Origin of the sequence: Desulfonatronum sp. SC1, from assembly GCF_003046795.1 — a bacterium.
GTDB lineage: Bacteria > Desulfobacterota > Desulfovibrionia > Desulfovibrionales > Desulfonatronaceae > Desulfonatronum.
This window is the reverse complement of sequence record NZ_PZKN01000005.1, coordinates 58,449-75,922: the sequence shown is the minus strand read 5'-3', so window position 1 is coordinate 75,922 and position 17,474 is coordinate 58,449. Positions and strand designations below refer to the sequence as shown.

General features: G+C 60.8%; 17 protein-coding genes. All 17 read right to left on the bottom strand.

The genetic code is table 11. The features are described from left to right. Nucleotides 1-111 precede the first annotated feature (111 nt). On the bottom strand, nucleotides 112-393 hold the full coding sequence (locus C6366_RS04155) for an HU family DNA-binding protein (RefSeq protein ID WP_107736088.1): 282 nt from the start codon (nucleotides 391-393) through the stop codon (nucleotides 112-114). Nucleotides 394-497: 104 nt separating this feature from the next. After that, entirely contained in the window at nucleotides 498-1,304 is an 807-nt protein-coding gene (locus C6366_RS04150) for a MinD/ParA family protein (protein ID WP_107736087.1), read from the bottom strand. A 22-nt stretch (nucleotides 1,305-1,326) separates the two neighbouring features. Then, nucleotides 1,327-2,190 carry a GGDEF domain-containing protein gene (locus tag C6366_RS04145; RefSeq protein ID WP_107736086.1) on the bottom strand — a complete coding sequence of 288 codons (864 nt, stop codon included), beginning with the start codon at nucleotides 2,188-2,190 and terminating at the stop codon, nucleotides 1,327-1,329. Then, nucleotides 2,171-3,329 (bottom strand): peptide chain release factor 2 gene (prfB, locus tag C6366_RS04140; RefSeq protein WP_199221419.1). Its coding sequence is split into 2 segments (ribosomal slippage): nucleotides 2,171-3,220 and nucleotides 3,222-3,329, totalling 1,158 coding nucleotides; the frame shifts between segments, so codons are not numbered across the junction. The genes C6366_RS04145 and prfB overlap by 20 nt, the downstream gene beginning before the upstream one ends. A 182-nt stretch (nucleotides 3,330-3,511) precedes the next feature. After that, a complete protein-coding gene (gene lnt / locus C6366_RS04135; protein ID WP_107736084.1) occupies nucleotides 3,512-5,047 on the bottom strand; it encodes an apolipoprotein N-acyltransferase in 1,536 nt (511 codons plus the stop codon). Beyond that, nucleotides 5,047-5,877, bottom strand: coding sequence for a hemolysin family protein (locus C6366_RS04130; RefSeq protein ID WP_233248387.1), 831 nt, complete (start codon nucleotides 5,875-5,877; stop codon nucleotides 5,047-5,049). Before C6366_RS04130 ends, lnt begins: the two co-directional genes overlap by 1 nt. Before the next feature lie 64 nt (nucleotides 5,878-5,941). Then, on the bottom strand, nucleotides 5,942-6,979 hold the full coding sequence (locus C6366_RS04125; protein WP_107736082.1) for a hypothetical protein: 1,038 nt from the start codon (nucleotides 6,977-6,979) through the stop codon (nucleotides 5,942-5,944). Then, nucleotides 6,967-7,740: a hypothetical protein gene (locus C6366_RS04120; protein ID WP_107736081.1), complete on the bottom strand. Its 774-nt coding sequence runs from the start codon at nucleotides 7,738-7,740 to the stop codon at nucleotides 6,967-6,969. Before C6366_RS04120 ends, C6366_RS04125 begins: the two co-directional genes overlap by 13 nt. Nucleotides 7,741-7,751: 11 nt before the next feature. Continuing rightward, nucleotides 7,752-8,735 (bottom strand): MlaD family protein, encoded by a 984-nt coding sequence (locus C6366_RS04115; protein ID WP_107736080.1) that lies wholly within the window; start codon nucleotides 8,733-8,735, stop codon nucleotides 7,752-7,754. Next, on the bottom strand, nucleotides 8,732-9,253 hold the full coding sequence (locus tag C6366_RS04110; RefSeq protein WP_107736079.1) for a hypothetical protein: 522 nt from the start codon (nucleotides 9,251-9,253) through the stop codon (nucleotides 8,732-8,734). Before C6366_RS04110 ends, C6366_RS04115 begins: the two co-directional genes overlap by 4 nt. A gap of 68 nt (nucleotides 9,254-9,321) precedes the next feature. After that, nucleotides 9,322-10,101, bottom strand: coding sequence for an ABC transporter permease (locus C6366_RS04105; RefSeq protein WP_107736078.1), 780 nt, complete (start codon nucleotides 10,099-10,101; stop codon nucleotides 9,322-9,324). Continuing rightward, the gene (gene mnmG / locus C6366_RS04100) at nucleotides 10,098-12,083 is read right to left on the bottom strand and encodes a tRNA uridine-5-carboxymethylaminomethyl(34) synthesis enzyme MnmG (protein WP_107736077.1); all 1,986 of its coding nucleotides are present in this window, start codon (nucleotides 12,081-12,083) and stop codon (nucleotides 10,098-10,100) included. Before mnmG ends, C6366_RS04105 begins: the two co-directional genes overlap by 4 nt. A gap of 74 nt (nucleotides 12,084-12,157) precedes the next feature. Continuing rightward, entirely contained in the window at nucleotides 12,158-13,393 is a 1,236-nt protein-coding gene (locus C6366_RS04095; protein ID WP_107736076.1) for a M20 family metallo-hydrolase, read from the bottom strand. A 31-nt stretch (nucleotides 13,394-13,424) separates the two neighbouring features. Then, nucleotides 13,425-13,679, bottom strand: a complete 255-nt coding sequence (locus C6366_RS04090; protein ID WP_107736075.1) for a PxxKW family cysteine-rich protein — start codon at nucleotides 13,677-13,679, stop codon at nucleotides 13,425-13,427. Nucleotides 13,680-13,895: 216 nt separating this feature from the next. Then, a complete protein-coding gene (gene rsmA, locus C6366_RS04085; RefSeq protein ID WP_233248386.1) occupies nucleotides 13,896-14,714 on the bottom strand; it encodes a 16S rRNA (adenine(1518)-N(6)/adenine(1519)-N(6))-dimethyltransferase RsmA in 819 nt (272 codons plus the stop codon). Further along, nucleotides 14,711-15,277, bottom strand: coding sequence for a DUF2062 domain-containing protein (locus C6366_RS04080; protein WP_107736074.1), 567 nt, complete (start codon nucleotides 15,275-15,277; stop codon nucleotides 14,711-14,713). The genes rsmA and C6366_RS04080 overlap by 4 nt, the downstream gene beginning before the upstream one ends. Before the next feature lie 11 nt (nucleotides 15,278-15,288). Then, nucleotides 15,289-17,379 (bottom strand): elongation factor G, encoded by a 2,091-nt coding sequence (gene fusA, locus C6366_RS04075; protein WP_107736073.1) that lies wholly within the window; start codon nucleotides 17,377-17,379, stop codon nucleotides 15,289-15,291. Nucleotides 17,380-17,474: the final 95 nt, after the last annotated feature.

Here is a 17,474-nt window from a genome sequence, read left to right as displayed (position 1 = left end):
TCGAGCTGTGAAGCTCGGAAAAAACAGGCGATTACGAGCACGAGCATCGCCGTGACCGGCTGAGCACGAGCACGAATTTTCCGATTTGACTGCGGTGTTCCGCTCGTCTCGCTACGCGTCTTCGTTCAGGTGGTCCTTAAGTTCCTTGCCTGGTCGGAAGAAGGGCAGGCGTTTGGGTTGGACTTCCACGGACTGACCGGTCTTGGGGTTGCGGCCCTTGTACCCCTGGTAGTCCTTGACCTTGAAGCTGCCGAACCCCCTGATTTCCACGCGATCGCCCTGGATCATCGCGTCCTTGATGGACTGAAAAAAGGTGCTCACCACGATGTTGGCGTATTCCATCGGGATGTCGTTCTTTTCGGCCAGGGTGCGGATCAATTCACTTTTATTCATAAGCATTCTCCCCAAAGCGGTATGGCAGACGATATAAAACACACGGTGAGGGCCAATTCGTGACTACTTACACCGATACGTGAAAAAATTCTATAGGTTGAGGGCTAAAAATTTGCCAGAGCCGGTTTGTCGATCAGTTCCGGCATCAGGGCCGTGCGCAGGGACCGCAGGCGTTCGGCCAGCACTCGGATGTCCTCGGCGGCCGGCGATTCGGGCGCGAAGCGCATCAGGGCCTGCTGCTTGGCCACGGCCTTGCCCATGTTCGGATCACTCCGGACCATGCCCAGGTAGTGGGTTTTGAAGCCGAGGAATTTTTCCACGGCGGCGTCCAGGCGTCGATGGGTGGTTTGGGCTTCTTCCCGGTCAGCAACCTGGTTGACCAGGATCAGGAAATCGCGAATGTCGGCCTTGGTCGAAAGCACTTTGATCACGGCATAGGCGTCGGTCAACGAGGTGGGCTCCGGTGTGAGCACGACGATTCGCTTGGCCGCGGCCCTGGCCATGGACAGCAGAGTGGGGTTCAGACCGGCGGCCATGTCCAGGATCAGGAAGGCGTATTCGGATATGATCGGTTCCAGCTTCTTCAGCAACAGGGCGCGCTGATCCTCGTCCATTTCCACCAGTTCGGGCACGCCGCTTGCGGCGGGGAGCAGATCCAGGTTCGGGGCCACAGGTTGGACGATACTCTGGGCGGTGATGTCCAGGGTCAGGAGATCCTGGATGGTGATTTCACTGGAAATACCCAGCAGGACATCCAGATTGGCCAGTCCGAGGTCGCAATCCATCAGCAGGCAACGCTGGCCGGATTCGCTCAGACAAAAGCCCAGGTTTGCGCTGAGGCTGGACTTGCCGACGCCGCCTTTGCCGCTGAATACGGCAATGCTCAAAGTTTTGTTTGGGTTGGTTCGCATGAGATGTCGGTGCTTGAGGTGATCAGGAGGAAAGACCGTGGAAGAGGAAGTTTTTTTCCGTGGTATCCACCAAGGTTTGGGAGGCCGGATCCGGAGCGATGTCCCTGAAAGGGGCTTTCTCCAGGCGGTCCTTCCCGGTCCGCTTGGCCGAGTACAGAGCGCTGTCCGCCAGTTCGACCAACTCCACGGGCAGCATATCCCGGAATCCCTTGTAGCAGGCCAGTCCGACGGAAACGGTCACCTGGGGGCCGCTGGCGGTGGGGCAGTCGAAGCGCAGTTTGCGGACGGCGTCCATGATCCGTTCCAGCAGGTACACAGCACTGGTCTGTGTCGTGGCGGGCATCAGCAGGGCGAATTCCTCCCCGCCCAGGCGCGCTGCCAGATCGGCCCTGCGAATGTTTTTACGCAGGACCTCGGTCACGGTTCGCAGGACCAAGTCTCCGTGGACATGGCCGCAGTCGTCGTTGATTTGCTTGAAATCGTCGATGTCCAATATGGCCAGACTCAAGGACAGCCTGGAGCGGCGAGCGCGCTCCATCTCCGTGAGCAAGGCCTGATCGAACACGATTCGTCGGGCCAGACCGGTCAGATCGTCGTGACCGGCGGCGTGGGTCAGGTCGTCGAGCCGGGCCTGGAGTCGACTCAGAGCCGGGTAGGCATTGTCTTCCAGAGGCAGAAAAACCCAGGGGAATCCTTGAAGCACGGCCTGCACGTCGTCGGAGCGTTCCGGAGAAAGACCCCTGAGCAGTCGAAACAGAACCGCGTCCGCACCGGGATTGTCTTTTGGCTCTGAGTCCGGATGCAGGGAGGCCAGTCGGCCACGCAGGGTTTCCAACTCGGCCCGCAATTCCGAAGGTGCGGGAAGGCTAGGCGGCTTTTCGGACATGGGTCTCCAGGAGATGGTTTCGGATAAAGTCGTCGATGTCTCCGTCCAGCACGGCCTCGACGTTGCCCATTTCGAAATTGGTGCGATGGTCCTTGATCAAACGGTAGGGCTGGAGGGTGTAGGTCCGGATTTGGCTGCCCCAGGCAATGGCGTCTTTTGTGGCGTATTGGGCCTGTTTTTCGTCCTCGCGTTTACGCAACTCCAGTTCGTAGAGGCGGGCCTTGAGCATCTTCATGGCCGCGTCCTTGTTGCGGTGCTGGGACTTTTCATTCTGGCACTGAGTCACGATGTTCGTGGGCAGGTGAGTGATCCGGATCGCGGAACTGGTTTTGTTCACGTGCTGCCCGCCGGGGCCGCTGGCCCGGAATACGTCGATGCGCAGGTCTTCCTCGTTGATTTCGATTTCGATTTCCTGACCCACGTCCGGATAGACGTCCACGGAGGCGAAGGAGGTGTGCCGCCTGCCGGAGGAGTCGAAGGGCGAGATGCGGATCAGGCGATGGATGCCCTTTTCGCTTTTCAATAGGCCGTAGGCGTACGGACCTTCGATCTGGAGCACCACGCTCTTCACCCCCGCCTCGTCTCCGGGCAGGTAGTCCAATACTTGGACCTTGAACTGGTGGCGCTCGGCCCAGCGCCGGTACATCCGCAGAAGCATTTCGGCCCAGTCCTGGGCTTCGGTGCCTCCGGCCCCGGGATGGATTTCCAGGATCACCGGATGCTGGTCTTCCGGTGCGCTGAGCAAGGTATGCAGTTCCGCCTGTTCCAGCTTGTCGGACAAAACGGTTATGTGTCTCTGAACCTCTTCCAGGACTTCCTGGTCGGGTTCGTCCTCAGCCATGATCAGCCACTCGTCCAGATCCTGTTTGGCTTTGCGCAGACCATTCCATTCCTGAAGCGCTCCGCTGAGCCGTGTCTTTTCCTGAAGCAGGGGCGTCATGCTCCGGGGGTCATTCCAGGCCTCGGGATGGGAGATGGCCTTGTCGATCTCCACCAGGCGAGCTTCGTAGGAATCCCGGTCAAAGACTCCTCCAGAAGCTGTTGAATTGCTCTTCCATATTCGCGTTTTCCGTCTTCAGTTCGGAAAACTGCAATAGTTTTTTCCCTTTCTCGGCGCGCTGGGCTTCAGCCGTACTCATGAAACAAGACTCCGTGGTTCAATGCGGTGCATGATGATAGTCAAACAAAGGGACTACTCAGCTCACTCGGGACAATTCGGACTGGATTCCGGCGAAGGCCGGAATCCAGGTTCTTTCCGCGGCATTCAAGAGATCGCTCTTTTTTTTAACACCAACATTTTCTGAGCAGTTACAAAAAAAACTTACTTCATCCCGAAAGACGCTCGTCGTCGGCGAAGCCACCAGACCGATCCGAGCAACAGGGCGACGGCCGCGGGCAAGAGCGCCTGAAGGAACGCGAAGTGCCGATGATAAAACGTGCGGTCTTCGAGAAGGAGAACTTCCGGATAGGAGAGGGTCAAGCGATGGAACAATCCTCCGGCTTCCAGTCGTCGGCCCCGGGGGTCGATGATCGCCGAGACGCCCGTATTGGTGGAACGAACGAGAAATCGGCCCTGCTCCACGGACCTGAGGACGGCCTGGTTCAAGTGCTGCCGCGGGGCGGATGATCGGCCGAACCAGGCATCGTTGCTGATGTTCACCAGGAGGTTCGCTCCGGCGCGAACCCGTTCCCGGCTCAATCCGGGAAAGATTGCTTCGTAGCAAATGAGCATGCCCAGAGCAAGCCGGTCCCAACGCAGTGGAGCGGGGTCGTTGCCGGGCACGAAGTCGCCTTCGCTGTGGGCCAGGCGGCGGATGAAGGGCAGGAGGCCAGCCAGGGGAACGTACTCGCCGAAGGGGACAAGGTGTTCCTTGTCGTAGACGTCGATGGTTTCTCCTTTGGGGCCGAGCAAAAAGGCCGAGTTGGCGTACCCGATCTCGCCGGTGGACAGGTTCACTTCGTAACGCGGAGCGCCGGTGAGCAGGGTGAAGTGCTCCTGGGAGCGGACGAAGTCCCGGACCTGCCTGGACAAGGCGTGTTCTTCCTGAAGGTAGAAGGGCATGGCCGTCTCAGGCCAGACCACCAGTTCCGGCCCGGAGGACAATTCCTTGGCGGTCAGATTCAGATATGCCCGGACAGTGGCTTCCTGGTATTCCGTCTCCCATTTTACGGTTTGGTCGATATTGCCCTGGACCAGCGTGACCCGGACCGACTCCCCTTCCGGGAGGGGCTTGGCTAGGGTCATGATCCCGAAACCGATCAGGATCAGGGGAGTGGCGATGCCCAGCAACAGGCTGAACGTGCTCTCGCGAGACAGGATCAGCCAGGCCGTCGCGGCCACGAACATCGCGGACAGCCAGTATTCGCCCACCAGGGCCAAGCCCTGGATGGCCGCGGGCCAAGGGGCCAGGGCCGCCGGGAGGGTCAACCAGGAGAAGCCGGAGAACAGCGTGCCTTGGGCCATTTCCATCCCGCCCCAGAGTAGGCCGGCACTCAAGCCGAGGAAGGCGGGGGAAAGGGCGGGGCGCGCCCAATGGATCAGGGACGAAAAAACGCCGCCGTACAGGCCAAGATATAGACCCAGGAGGATCGGGCAGGGCAGAGCCAGTATCCAAGGCAGGCCCCCGTGGACGTGGACCGGGATGAAGACCCAGTACAGGCAGGCCGCGTAGGCCGCGGCGGCGCAGATCCAGCCGGAGCGAAAGGCAGCGGAGGGAGAGGAGGCCTTCAGGGCGATCCAGAACAGCGCGGCTGGAAAAAGAAGGGCCGCTCCGGGCACGTGGGAGATCGGGTTGGCGTGGCCGAACCAAGCTCCGAGCAGGGCGACCAAAAGCGCGGCCGACAGCGGGGAGGACATCATGCTTCCGGGCCGGCTTCCGTTTCCAGGGGATGGACGTCGATCCAGCGGACCTTTTTCTGATCCGCGTCCTTGATCCGGAAGCGGAAGCCCTGAATGTCGAAAACATCGCCCTTGCGCGGTACCCGACCGGCCAGTTGGGACAGGTAGCCCCCGATGGTGTCCACTTGGTCGCTGTCTAGGGCCACCACAAGATTTTCCCGCAATTCGGTCAGCTCGGTCCTGCCGGAGATCAGGTAGCCTCCATCTTCCTGGATCTGGATGTCGTCGGGCCGCGGGGCGTCGTACTCGTCCTCAATGTCTCCGACGATCTCCTCCAGGACGTCCTCGAAGGTGAGCATGCCCGAAGTCCCGCCGTATTCGTCAAGGGCGACGGCCAGATGGTTCTTGCGCGACTGAAACTCCTGGAGCATTTCCATGACGTTCTTGGTTTCCGGAATGAACAGGGGCTCGCGAAGGATTTCCTCCAGCCTGTTTTGGGGAGACGACGTGGGGTGGAGCACGAACTGCAACAGGTCCTTGGCGTGCACGATGCCCACGATGTTGTCCTTGTTATCCTTGTAAATCGGGATACGGGTGTGACCGTGGGCGATGATCAACTCGGCCACGTCTTCGATCCGGTCCTCGATCTCGGCGCAGACGATATCCGTGCGCGGAATCATGATTTCGTGGACCTGCTTGCGTCCCAGGCGCAGCACTTTGAGAACGATGGAGGCCTCCTCCTTGCGGATCTCGCCTTCGTCCCTGGCCGCCAGAATGATGGCTTCAATGCTGGATGCGTCGTCCTTGCGAAAAATCCGTTTGAACATGCTCCAGAATTTGCCTTCCATGCCCTCTTCCAAGATTCCTCCCGTGTTGTTTGGTTTATGGGTTTTAGTGGGTTCCGCCCCACCCTCAAACCAGGCCTTTTTCCCGGTATAAACCCAGATGTCGTTTAAAAACCCAGTCCTCGATTTCTTCAACGCCATTGCCGTTCAGGGGCTCCCAGCGTCTTGGGCCTTCCGTCTCGGGGAGGTGGGCGACGAAGGAGAGTCCAATCAAGCGTTTGCCATGGGTCGGGTCGATGAAAATATTCCGGACCTGGGCTAAGAGCTGGTATGACCGCACGGTGCCTTGCTCCGGGTCGCGGAGGCCCAGGCGGATGAAGAACCGATGCCCTTTTTCCAGGTCTGCTCCCAAAACCTTCGGCAGGGGGGGGCGCAACTCCAGCAAGAGGCCGCCACCGGAAATGTTCAGAACGCGCAGGGGGTTGTCCTGTTGTGTGACCATGAATTCCAGGAGGGGGAGATCATCCTCCGGGCGGTCGAGATTGGAAAGAGTCTCCGGCCAGATTTGAACCTCCGGGATGTCTTCACTGGGCGGGTCCAGGCGCAGGTGGCCGCGACGCTGCTTGCGTTCCAGTTTTTCCGGGGTGGCAAGGACGATGTGTTGGCGGGTTTGGGAGGAGACGAGATCGACGATGGTGGTCGTGAAGGAGAAAAATGACCATTTGATTTCTTTGCGTTGCCCGGCGGTTTTGAAGTAGCAGACGACGCCTCGGCCAATCCAAGACTTTCGGGGCTTGATATATCCGGAAAGCTCCAGCGAGATCCCCACGGCGGGAGCAAAACCCACGGGGGAGCAGGTAAATCTCGTGCGCTGGGCGCTTTCGTCCTGGAAGCGCAATTCATACGTGGCGCGTTGTTGGAGCGCTTCGTTGAGAATATCTTGAATCTTGGCTGGTTCGTGAATGGAAAGTCCGGCGGTTTCGGAGCCCTTGGCGCGACGATACAGGGTGACCGCCGCGGAAACCAGGACCAGAAACAGGATCAGAGCGATGGTTATAGTCAGCGGCTTCTGGGCGTCCGAAAAGCTGAATTCCCAGTTTTGGAAATAGAACTCGGTTTGGCTGACGGGCAGCGGAAGGGGGCCGAATGTTTTTACGGTGAACATGGCTGAATCAGATTGCGCAGGAGACCAATACGGTTTTGGATGTGGCGAACCTCGTCCGGGGCCGGAGTCAGGGACAGGATGAAGCTCCAGTCTTCGATGAGAAAGACGATCCAACCTTGCTCGGCATCCAGTTCGCGGGTCTGGTGGATGAGCGTCCGGGCTTGGTCCGGATGGTCCGCGTCCAAGGCGGCCTTTGCGGCCTTGCGTCCGTAGACCGAGGAGAAGAGCGGATCCGGCTCCGCGCGCAGCTTGGCGGTCAGGGCCGTGAACGCACCCTGATCGATCATTTTCCGGTAGGTTCGATCCCGCGGCGTGAGGTGATCGTCGGCTGGGACCTCGTGGACCGCGTCAAGGTCGGGCAGATTGAGCCCCGGGCAATCCAACCCGGTTCCGGCCTGATCCCGGGCCGCGCTCAGATGGTGGTCCGCGTCCAGGTTCAGGTATTGGTGCAGTTTCCAGGCAATCAGGTGGTTTTGCGCGGCGGAGCAAAAGTCGTCCTGGATATGATAGCTTTCCAGACTGCGCTCAAACAGTCCCTGGGCCTCGCACCAGCGGCCTTGCAGAAAAAGTTGGATGAACTCGTGGCGCTGGGCTTCGGCCATACGCAGAGTGTCCGGGGGAGGGTACGCGGACCGCGGTTGGGAAGGTCCACATGCCCACAGAGACGAGAAAAACATCACGATCAGCATCAGCGACGCGACCCGAGACAACCCTTGAAGGCGGGAAGAGGCGAGTTGGAGAGGGTCGGCGGGAAACTGCATTTTGCGCACTCTCATGGCCAGGGGTAGGCGTGTTTCGGTCCGGTCGCTTCCCGGCGGGAAAGCGGCCAGGTTTCCTTGAGCCGCAGCAACAGTTCCGTGCCCAGCCGCAGGCTGTATTCACCCTGGCGGCGCAGGCTGACCAGGTCATGGGTCGCGGTTTTTACGTCTTCGGAAATCTGGGTGACGTTGGCCAAGAGCGGCGAGATGTCTTCCCGGATGCCATGGAACTCCACGACCAGCATGTTCACTTCCCGGATCACCCCGGCGATCTCTTCCTGGATCGGAGCCAAGTCCTCCACCCGCAGCGCGGTGCTGTCCAACAGGCGGTTGACGCCTAGCATCGCGGTATCCGCTCGGGCCAGGATTTGGTCGATATGCTCGACGGGGCGGGGGTCTTCGGCGAGGTAGTGGATCAGGCCGTGTTCGACCAGCAGACGTTCGGTCATGGTTTCGGCGTTGACCAGAATGCGGCGCACAGGCCCGTCTTGGTCAACGAGGTAGTCGGTCAGGTCCCAGACGTTGATCACGATGGCCCTGAGGGCCTCGATCACCGGCTGCATGTCCTGGATCAGTTCGCTGATGCCGCCGATTTTGTCCAGGCGGATCACCGCGCCTTCCTCCAGTACCGGAGAGGTTTCCGAGCCGGGCATCAGTTTCAGGAAGCTGTTGCCGATGAAGCCCTCCTGTTCCAGAATGATCCTGGCGTCCTCGGTGAACCATTGCTGATAGCGCTTCAGGACGAGGATGGTCATCCGGACCTGGTCCACCCGATCCAGGGTCACTTCCGTGACCTGGCCGACGTTGAAGCCGGAAAGCCGAACGGGAACGCCCGGCTCGATCCGTTCACCGGTCTGGCTGACCACGGTATATTGGATGCGCTCGGCGAAGAGGTCTTTTTTGATTCCGATATGGACGATCAAAAGGACCACGGCGACGAGTATGGCCAGCACGAAGAAGCCGACTTTGAGTTCCAGGGTGCGTTGATTGAGGCTCATTGCAGGGAGTTCAGGTCAATGATGGGGTATTCCAAGGAAGTATAGATATCCTGATTGTTTGACAAGCAGGCAACCCAGAGAAAAATCTCGCGCTCCAAGCTTTCCAAGGCCCGGCTCAGGATGTCGCAGTCCGAGCGGGAAGGCAGAGGTAAAATGATGAAGGCGGATTCGTTGGCGATGCAGCGCAGGAGATGCATTTTCAGCAGCATCGATCTGCTCAGGATCTGGGCCCGCTGGTCCAGGGCGTCATTCAGTCCCAGGATGTCGATATGCCCCTGGATTCTCTCCCGGCAGGACTGGAAGGACATGGCCTTGTGGTACATGCACCCCAAAACGATGTTTTCCAGTGCGGAAAGGTTGGCCAAAAAGGGGAAGTTCTCACTGATGACCCCGATGTGGAAATCGGACTGGACAATCATGGCCGTGAGCCGGGAAATTGTCGGCTCGTTTTCGGAAACCAGAAGGAGATGCCGACGTTTTGCCGTGAGTTGTGATACGAAGGCCGGTGACGGGGACATGGTGACTCTGGGTGTTTCGAGGTGTTTTTGGGTGATTGGGGTTGATTCGGGGTGAACCGATTCCAGCTTCAGAACAGATTGAAGAGCACTTTCACGGCGATGATCAGGGTCACGATCTGGATCATGCCTTGGATCAAACGGATCGGAACTTCGGTGAAGGAGCGCTGGACACTGAGCCCACGTTGCAGGGCCACCAGGCAGACCAACCCGGCCATGAGCGCGGACTTTGCGATCAGGTTCAGCACGTCCGAGACATGCACCGCGGCCAGGAGTCGGTCCAGGTAGTTGGCAAAGGTGATGTCGTGCAGAAAGCCCAGTGTCAAAAAGCCGCCGAACAGGCCGATGACGCAAAAACAAAAGCTCAGGCAGGGACCGGCGATCACAAACGCCAGAAAGCGCGGAAGATAGAGATATTCCTCCACCGGCACCGCCATGGCGTCGAGGGTGTCGATTTCCCGGTTGATCTTCATCAAGGCCATTTCGGTGATCACGGCGGTCCCGGAACGCAGGACAATGATCAGGGTGCAGGTGATGGGCGCGATGTGATGGAGCATGGCCGTGATCAGATAGTCTCCGATCTGTTCGTAGGCTCCCAGGGTGAGCAGGGCGCGCAGGAGGATATGCACCGTGATCGAACCCAGGACCAGGGCCGCTACGATGATGATGGTCAGCGGCTGGACCGCGGTGAAGTATATCTGCCGGACGAGGACGAAAAAAACAGCCGGATTGAAAACGGAAAGACGCAGGAAGGCCGCGGTGATCCGCGTCAGAATGCGGGCCATCCCGGTGTAGCTTTGGGACCGGTCGATGGCCCAGCGTCCCAGGGTTCGGACCAGGGGCAGGTTCATGGTTCGGGCGTGCCCAACGGACTTGACCGTGATGGTGGGGAAGGCGTTTTCTCCATTTTACGCAGGTGAATGCGCAGACAGCCCAGGGCAGCCGGGGTGACGCCGGAAATCCGGCCTGCTTGGCCCAGGTTCATTGGTCGGACGCGAGTCAACTTTTCACGAACCTCACGGGAAAGTCCAGCCACCATTTCGTAATCCAGGTCGTCCGGCAAGCAAAGCCGTTCCAGGAACTGGTCTCGGCCGGCCAGTTCTTCCTGCCGGGTCAGGTATCCGGCGTATTTGACCCGGTTTTCCACTTCCTCGCCCACATCCTCTTCCAGGCCGGCCAGGTTCGGCCAGAATACGGCCAGGTCGGCCAGATGCAGTTCCGGTCGGCGGAGCAGTTCCTCCAGGGTGAGGGCCTTGCCCGGCAGGGCCGTGCCCCGGGACTCGCAAAACGCCCTGGTGGCAGCGTCGGGTCGGACCGTGACGGAGCGCAGTCCTTCCAAGGCGGCGTGCAGGGCGCCGTGTTTTCGCGAAAAAATATGCCAGTGATCGTCCCGGACCAAGCCCAGGGACCGGCCCAAAGGGGTCAGGCGCTGGTCCGCGTTGCCTTCGCGTAGCAGAAGGCGGTGTTCGGCCCGGGAGGTGAACATCCGGTAGGGCTCGCGGGTGCCTTTGGTCACCAGGTCGTCCACCAGCACGGCCATGTAGGCTTGGTCGCGTCCGAGAAGAAAAGGCGGGGCGCCGTTCAGAGCCGCGGCGATGTTCAGCGCTGCCCAGAGCCCCTGGGCCGCCGCCTCTTCGTAGCCGGAGGTGCCGTTGATCTGTCCGGCCAAGTATAGACCGCGAACGACTTTGGTCTCCAGGGTCGGCAGAAGTTGTTCCGGGAAGACGAAATCGTACTCAATGGCGTAGCCGGGGCGGACGATCTGGGACGCTTCCAGGCCGGGGATGGTCCGCAGCATGGCCCGCTGAACTTCCAGGGGCAGGCTGGTGGGCAGGCCGTTGGGATAGACTTCCGGATGGTCCACGCCTTCGGGCTCCACGAAGACTTGGTGGCGGTCCTTGTCCGGAAACCGGGCGATTTTGTCCTCGATGGACGGGCAGTATCTCGCGCCGGTTCCCTGGATGATCCCGGTATACAACGGGGAGCGGTCAAGACCGGAGCGGATCACGGCGTGGGTGGCCGCGTTGGTATGGGTCAGGTGGCAGGGAACCTGGGGCAGACGGATGCCGGGAGAATGAAAGCTGAAGGGGCGCGGCGGATCGTCTCCGGGTTGCGGGGTCATGGACTGGTAGTCGATGCTGTCGCGGCGCAGCCGGGGAACGGTGCCGGTCTTCAGTCGACCCAATTCCAGGCCGAGCCGGAGCAGATCCGCGGAAAGCGATTTTGTCGGCGGATCGCCGAGTCGCCCCCCGGAAAAGTGTTCCAGGCCAATATGGATCAAGCCGCGTAAAAAGGTTCCCGTGGTCAGGAGCACGGCCCGGGCGAGCAGGTTCTCGCCCAGATGGGTGCGCACGCCCATGGTGCGCCCGTCCCGGTCCAGCAGACCATCCACCATTTCCTGGCGGACCCAGAGCCGTTCCTGGGCGAAGACGTTCCGCTGGACCACCCGCATGTAGGCGTCCCGGTCGATCTGGGCCCGAGTGGCCCGGACAGCCGGCCCCTTACGGGTGTTCAGAATTCGGAATTGGATTCCGGCCTGGTCGGCCCAGACTCCCATGCATCCGCCCAGGGCGTCGATCTCTTTGACCATGTGTCCCTTGGCCAGGCCGCCGATGGCCGGATTACAGGAAAGATGGCCGATACGGTCGATGTTGATGGTCAGCAGCAGAGTGGTCAGGCCCATCCGGGCAGCGGCCATGGCCGCCTCGCACCCGGCATGGCCGGCACCCACGATGATTACGTCGAACTGGTCCGGCTCCAAGGGCTTGCGGAGGGTTACGCAGTCAAAGGGCCGGGGAGAGGGAGGGTCTTCAGTGGTGGAGGATCGAGGCATGGGGATGGCGAAGGATCACCCGGGTCAAGTCCGGGCGATCTCGGAAAGATTCGTCCCGAGTTCCTGTTCGGTCTTCAGGCCGGGTCATTCATGCACAGGACATGAGCCATGACCTGGGCGTCGGCCAGGGTGTTCCGGATGGAAGAATGCTCGTTGGGCTGGTGGGCCGTGCCCAAAAGGGTGGACCAGACCACGCAGGGGATGCCTTGGCGGCGCAGAAACGAAGCCACGGTGCCGCCGCCGATGCCCATGGGCCTGGGGTTGGTCCCATGCACGGCTCGAACCGCGGCCAGCATGCGCTGAACAATGGGGCTGTCCGGTGAAGTGGCCGGAGCCGAACGGACTTCCTGGACGATCTCCCATTCCACGCGCACCCCGTGATCCGCGGCCACTCCGGCGCAGGTCTCGTCCACGGCGGCCTGGATCTCATCCAGGTCGTATTGGACCAGAACCCGGCAGTCAACATAAAAGACGTCCAGCCCGGGAATGGTGTTCACGTTGGGGACGTTGGCTTCCTTCTTTGTCGCTTCGAAGGTGGAGGTGGGGGGGAAGAACAGCGGATCCTGGTGGTCGAAGCGGGCGTACAGGGAGCGCAGACGCAGGATCAGGTCCGAAGCGGCGACCAGGCTGTTGACGCCTTTTTGGGGGGTGGAGGCGTGACACTGCTTGCCGAAGACCGAGAACTTCAGCCAGAGCAGGCTTTTCTCGGCCACTTCAACCATTTCTCCGTCCGCGGTTCCGAAGTCCGGAATCAGGATCAAATCCTGGGGGGCGAAGAGATCCCGGCGGTGGGTGAGCACGTAGTCCAACCCTTTGGCGCTGGCGGTCTCCTCGTCCGCGACAAAGAGCATTCCGAAATTGATGGGCGGCGGCTCAGACCCGGCGAGCACGGCTTCGGCCACCAGCAAAGAAGCCACCAAGCCCTGGTGGTTGTCCTCCACGCCGCGTCCGTAGATCAGATCTCCGTCCACCCGCAACTCATAAGGGGGGCTGGTCCAAAGCTCCGCATCGCCCGGAGGGACGATGTCGGTATGGGAGATGACCCAGAAGGTCCGGGAGGCGTCCCGGCCCGGAATCACAGCGGCCAGATTGGGCCGGAAGCCGCTGGGCACGGCGTCATCCGGAGCCGGGATCTCCTCGATTTGCCGAATACCCATGGAGCGCAGCAGGAGCAGGAGGTATTCGGCTTTTTCCCGTTCGCCCTGGCCGCCGTTGAGCGGACCCAGGGCCGGAATGGCCACCAGGTCTCGCTGCAACTCAATCAACCGGTCGCGTCCACCGGAGATGAAGGAGCACAAAGCTTCACGCATCAGAACAAGATCACAAAACCAAAAGGGTCGCTTAACGTCCGCGAGCAGCGCGTTTGGAAGCCTTCAGCGGGTTGATCTTGACCTTGCCCTGCTTGTCCACGCTGGCCTTGACGTGGGTGGCGAAGTTGCAGACACCCAAGGCCCACTTGGCCTCGGGTTCGGCGTAGCTGGTGCAATGGCGCAATCCATTGTCTTCCTTGATCCGCTCACAGCCCTCGCACTTCTCCACCACGGCCTGAAACACAAAAGCGCCGGCGGCGCCGTTTTTCGTCTTTTCAACTTGCATCGCAAAACTCCCTAAAATGAAATTGGAAAAAAAGAAGTCTCTTATGGACAACTGCTTCGGTCTGTCAAGGTGATGATCAGGAGGGGCCGCGGAAAATTTGTTTTCATCTAGTCTCATCCGTTAAAATGCCGGCTATTTCTTGCTTTGCCTGGCTTGGCCGATTCGTTGCGAGCACGAGATACTCAGCGCGAGGCTGAAGGGGCGCTTTTCGGCTTATTAATATGATGGGAAAACGAGGTTCGCCAAGAGTTGGAAGCGGCAGGGGGAGAGTTCTTCGGGGCGGCTTTCCGGGCGCAGGGCTTGGTCTTGGAACCACTGATCCAGGTGGTCGCCCCACAGCGGGCGGAGGATGGTCTTGAGTTGTTTGCGGCGTTGCTGGAAGCACAGGGGCAGTAATCGGCGGAGTGGATCGGAGTGTTGGAGGCGTTCTTTTGGGGCCAAGGTGGTGAGGCGGACCACGGCGGAGTCCACTTTCGGGCGGGGGTGGAAAACTTGAGGCCCTACGGTGAACAGACCGCGAACCTGGACATGACTCTGGACCCAGACGCTCAAGGCTCCGTAGCTTCGCGAGCCCGGTGCGGCGGCCAGCCTTTGGGCGACTTCCTTTTGGACCATGAATACTCCCCGCTCCAGGCGCGGGACGTCGGCGACCAAGTCCCAGATGATCGGCGAGGCGACATTGTAGGGCAGGTTGCCGATGATCCGCCACGGACCGTCGAGTTTCGTCCAGTTGAACCGCAGCGCATCCGCGACGGTCACTGAAAATTCCGGCCAGCGTTTTTTCAGTTCTCCGGCTAGGACGCCGTCCTTTTCCAGGGCGTACAGATCGCAGCCGGACTCCAGGAGTCGACAGGTCAGCGCACCGCGCCCCGGCCCGATTTCCAGAACCCGGTGCCCGGAACAAGCCTCCAGGGCGTCCGCTATTTTCCAGGCCGTGCCTTGGTCGTGCAAAAAATTCTGGCCCAGGCTGCGCTTGGGCCTGTGCGCGACCCGGTGCGTTTTCGGCCCCTCGGCTCTGAAAGCGGGCGGCATCATGCCCCCGATCCCGAGGAGTCGGGAGGTCGGCTGGAGGGTTGGGTCGAGGATGAATAGAGATGCTTTTTGTACGGCGACGTGGCCATCTTTCGGGCTCGGCGGGCTTGGTGTGCCCGGGTCACGGCCAGGGTCAGGAAATAGGCCAGCACGGCGCTGGGCACGGCGATCACGAAACCGCCCAGCAGGATGCTGCCGTAGAAATGCCAACCGGCTTGCAGGAGTTCTCCGATGGTCCAATGATCCGGGTTGAGCCGTCCTCGCCCATCGGGAAGAAAAAAGCGGCCGATCCGGAGCATGATCAGGTAAAAAAACGGGATGGTCAGCGGATTGGTGATCAGGGTGCCGATCAGTGCGGTCAGCTTGCTGCATCGCAGGAGCAGGGCCAGGGCCAGGACCACGACGGTCTGCAGCGGGATGATCGGCAGCAGGCCGATGAACACTCCCAGTCCCATGCCCAGGGCGATGTCTTGGGGGCTGGATTTGAGCCGCAGAATTCGCATGTATCCATGGCGAAGTCCCCTGATCAGGTTTTCCCACCAAAGCCTGGTCCGTCGTGGTTGCATGGGAGCGGGAATCACGCCAGGGCGTCGAAGCGGGCGAAGCGCATGGTGAAGCCGGCCCGGCCCTGGGAGGCGGAGCGCAGGGCAGTGGAAAAGCCGAATAGTTGTCGCATGGGAGCCCTGCCGGTGATAACCTTGGCTCCGGAGCGGTCGAACATGTTGCCCACGCGGCCGCCCCGGGAGTTGAAGAGGCCGATCACCTCGCCCACGAATTCGTCCGGCACGGTCATCTCGATGTCCATGATCGGCTCCAAAAGCACGGGGCCGGCTTCGTTCAGGGCCTGCTTCAGGGCCTGGGCCGCGGCCATCTGGTAGCCCACCGGCGAGGATTCCCCGTCGCGCCGTTCCAAGTGGACGATTTCCACCAGCACGTCCTGGACCGGGTATCCCTTGGCCACGCCGCTTTGCAGGCCGTCGGCGACGCCTTGCTCCACGGCCTTGATCCAGGTTTCGGGCCAGCCTTGGATGTCCATGGTCCAGCGCACGGCGTTGCCCGTGTCCCGGTCCCGCGGAGCCACGGCGATCCGGACCGCGCCGAAATGTGGAATCTTGGCCAGTTCGCGCTCGAACACGGCCTGCCCTTCGGCGGGTTTGAGGATTGTTTCCTGATGCAGCACCTGCGGGTTGCCGGTCCGTGGGGAAACTCCGTACTCCCGGTGCATCCGCTCAAGGACAACGTCCAGGTGCAGCTCGCCCATTCCGGATAGGATCAATTGGTCGGTTTCCTCGTCCTGGCTCAGGAACAGGGTCGGGTCCTGGAGCAGAAAAAACTGAAGCGCCTCGGAGAGTTTCTTGGCGTCCGCCTGGGTCTTGGGCTCCAGGGCCAGGGAGATCACTGGCTGGTAGGCGGTGATTTGCTCCAGAAGCACCGGGCTGTTCAACGTCGCCAGCGTATCCCCGGTACGGGTGACCTTGCAGCCGGCCAGGGCCACGATCAGGCCGGCTTGCGCCGAGTCCAGGCGTTGTTTTTTGTCGGCGTGCATCCGGTAGATATGGGCAATACGTTCATCCTGGCCTTGGGTCACGTTGCGGATCTGCTCGCCTTCGGCCAGGGTGCCGGAGTAGACCCGTGTATAGGCCAAGCGCCGACCGGCCTCAATGGTGATCTTGAAGACCAGGGCAGCCAGCGGCCCACCGGGGTCCGCGGACAGGGAGACGGAGTCGTGGCTGACCGGATGGACGCCTTTGGCGGCCGGGGCATCCTCGGGGGAAGGCAGGTAGAAGCAGATCGCGTCCAGCAGAGGCTGGATTCCGGCATTTTTAAGGGCTGAGCCGCAGAGTACGGGAACCAGAGCGCCCTTCAGCGTGGCGTGGCGGATGACGGCCTGAATAGCGTCCAGGTCCATTGGCAAGCCGGAAAGATACGCCTCCAGCAGGGCGTCGTCCTGTTCGGCGACTTTTTCTAGAATCTGCTCCCGCCAGGGCTGAGCGGCCAGTTCCTGTTCAGCTGTCAACTCCGCCTCTTGCCACTGGCCGTTCGCGCCTTTGTCCTCCGGGGGGAAGCTCAAAAAGCGCATCCGGAGCAGGTCGATCACGCCCTTGAAGTCCTGGCCCTGTCCGTCCGGAATTTGCAGCGGCAGAGGCGTGGTGCGCAGTTTGGAGCGCATGTCCTCCAGCACGGCGGCGAAGTCCGCGCCCAGGCGGTCAAGTTTGTTGATAAAGGCCAGTTTGGGCACACCGAATTTTTCAGACTGCCGCCAGACCGTCTCGGACTGCGGCTCCACCCCGCCGACGGCGCAAAACACGCCCACAGCCCCATCCAAGACCCGCAGGCTGCGCTCCACCTCAATGGTGAAGTCCACATGGCCCGGAGTGTCGATGATGTTCAGGATATACTCATGCCACTGGGTGGTGGTGCAGGCCGAGGTGATTGTGATCCCCCGTTCCTGTTCCTCGGGCAGGTAGTCCATGGTGGCGTTGCCTTCGTGCACCTCGCCCATGCGGTGAATGGCTCCGCTGAAATAAAGGATGCGCTCGGTGACCGTGGTCTTGCCGGCGTCAATGTGGGCGATGATCCCGATGTTACGAACCAGTGACAAGCTGGAGCGTTTTCCCGGTCCGTGGGCAGGGAAGGATGTCGTCGGCGTGGATTTGGCTTTGCTCATGGAGGCGATTTTTACAGATGAACCCTCGGCCTTACAAGGGGAAATCGAGGAAAGGGGGTACCAAGGGGAGTGAACGATTGCTTTCTTGCGGATTG

Coding starts and splice junctions, on each gene's coding strand:
- C6366_RS04120 (WP_107736081.1), bottom strand. CDS start 7,740: ATGCAGTTTCCCGCCGACCCTCTCCAACTCGCCTCTTCCCGCCTTCAA.
- fusA (WP_107736073.1), bottom strand. CDS start 17,379: ATGAGCAAAGCCAAATCCACGCCGACGACATCCTTCCCTGCCCACGGA.
- C6366_RS04105 (WP_107736078.1), bottom strand. CDS start 10,101: ATGAACCTGCCCCTGGTCCGAACCCTGGGACGCTGGGCCATCGACCGG.
- lnt (WP_107736084.1), bottom strand. CDS start 5,047: ATGTCCTCCCCGCTGTCGGCCGCGCTTTTGGTCGCCCTGCTCGGAGCT.
- C6366_RS04110 (WP_107736079.1), bottom strand. CDS start 9,253: ATGTCCCCGTCACCGGCCTTCGTATCACAACTCACGGCAAAACGTCGG.
- C6366_RS04150 (WP_107736087.1), bottom strand. CDS start 1,304: ATGCGAACCAACCCAAACAAAACTTTGAGCATTGCCGTATTCAGCGGC.
- rsmA (WP_233248386.1), bottom strand. CDS start 14,714: ATGATGCCGCCCGCTTTCAGAGCCGAGGGGCCGAAAACGCACCGGGTC.
- mnmG (WP_107736077.1), bottom strand. CDS start 12,083: ATGCCTCGATCCTCCACCACTGAAGACCCTCCCTCTCCCCGGCCCTTT.
- C6366_RS04125 (WP_107736082.1), bottom strand. CDS start 6,979: ATGTTCACCGTAAAAACATTCGGCCCCCTTCCGCTGCCCGTCAGCCAA.
- C6366_RS04090 (WP_107736075.1), bottom strand. CDS start 13,679: ATGCAAGTTGAAAAGACGAAAAACGGCGCCGCCGGCGCTTTTGTGTTT.
- C6366_RS04130 (WP_233248387.1), bottom strand. CDS start 5,877: ATGGAAGGCAAATTCTGGAGCATGTTCAAACGGATTTTTCGCAAGGAC.
- C6366_RS04145 (WP_107736086.1), bottom strand. CDS start 2,190: ATGTCCGAAAAGCCGCCTAGCCTTCCCGCACCTTCGGAATTGCGGGCC.
- C6366_RS04115 (WP_107736080.1), bottom strand. CDS start 8,735: ATGAGCCTCAATCAACGCACCCTGGAACTCAAAGTCGGCTTCTTCGTG.
- C6366_RS04155 (WP_107736088.1), bottom strand. CDS start 393: ATGAATAAAAGTGAATTGATCCGCACCCTGGCCGAAAAGAACGACATC.
- C6366_RS04095 (WP_107736076.1), bottom strand. CDS start 13,393: ATGCGTGAAGCTTTGTGCTCCTTCATCTCCGGTGGACGCGACCGGTTG.
- C6366_RS04080 (WP_107736074.1), bottom strand. CDS start 15,277: ATGCAACCACGACGGACCAGGCTTTGGTGGGAAAACCTGATCAGGGGA.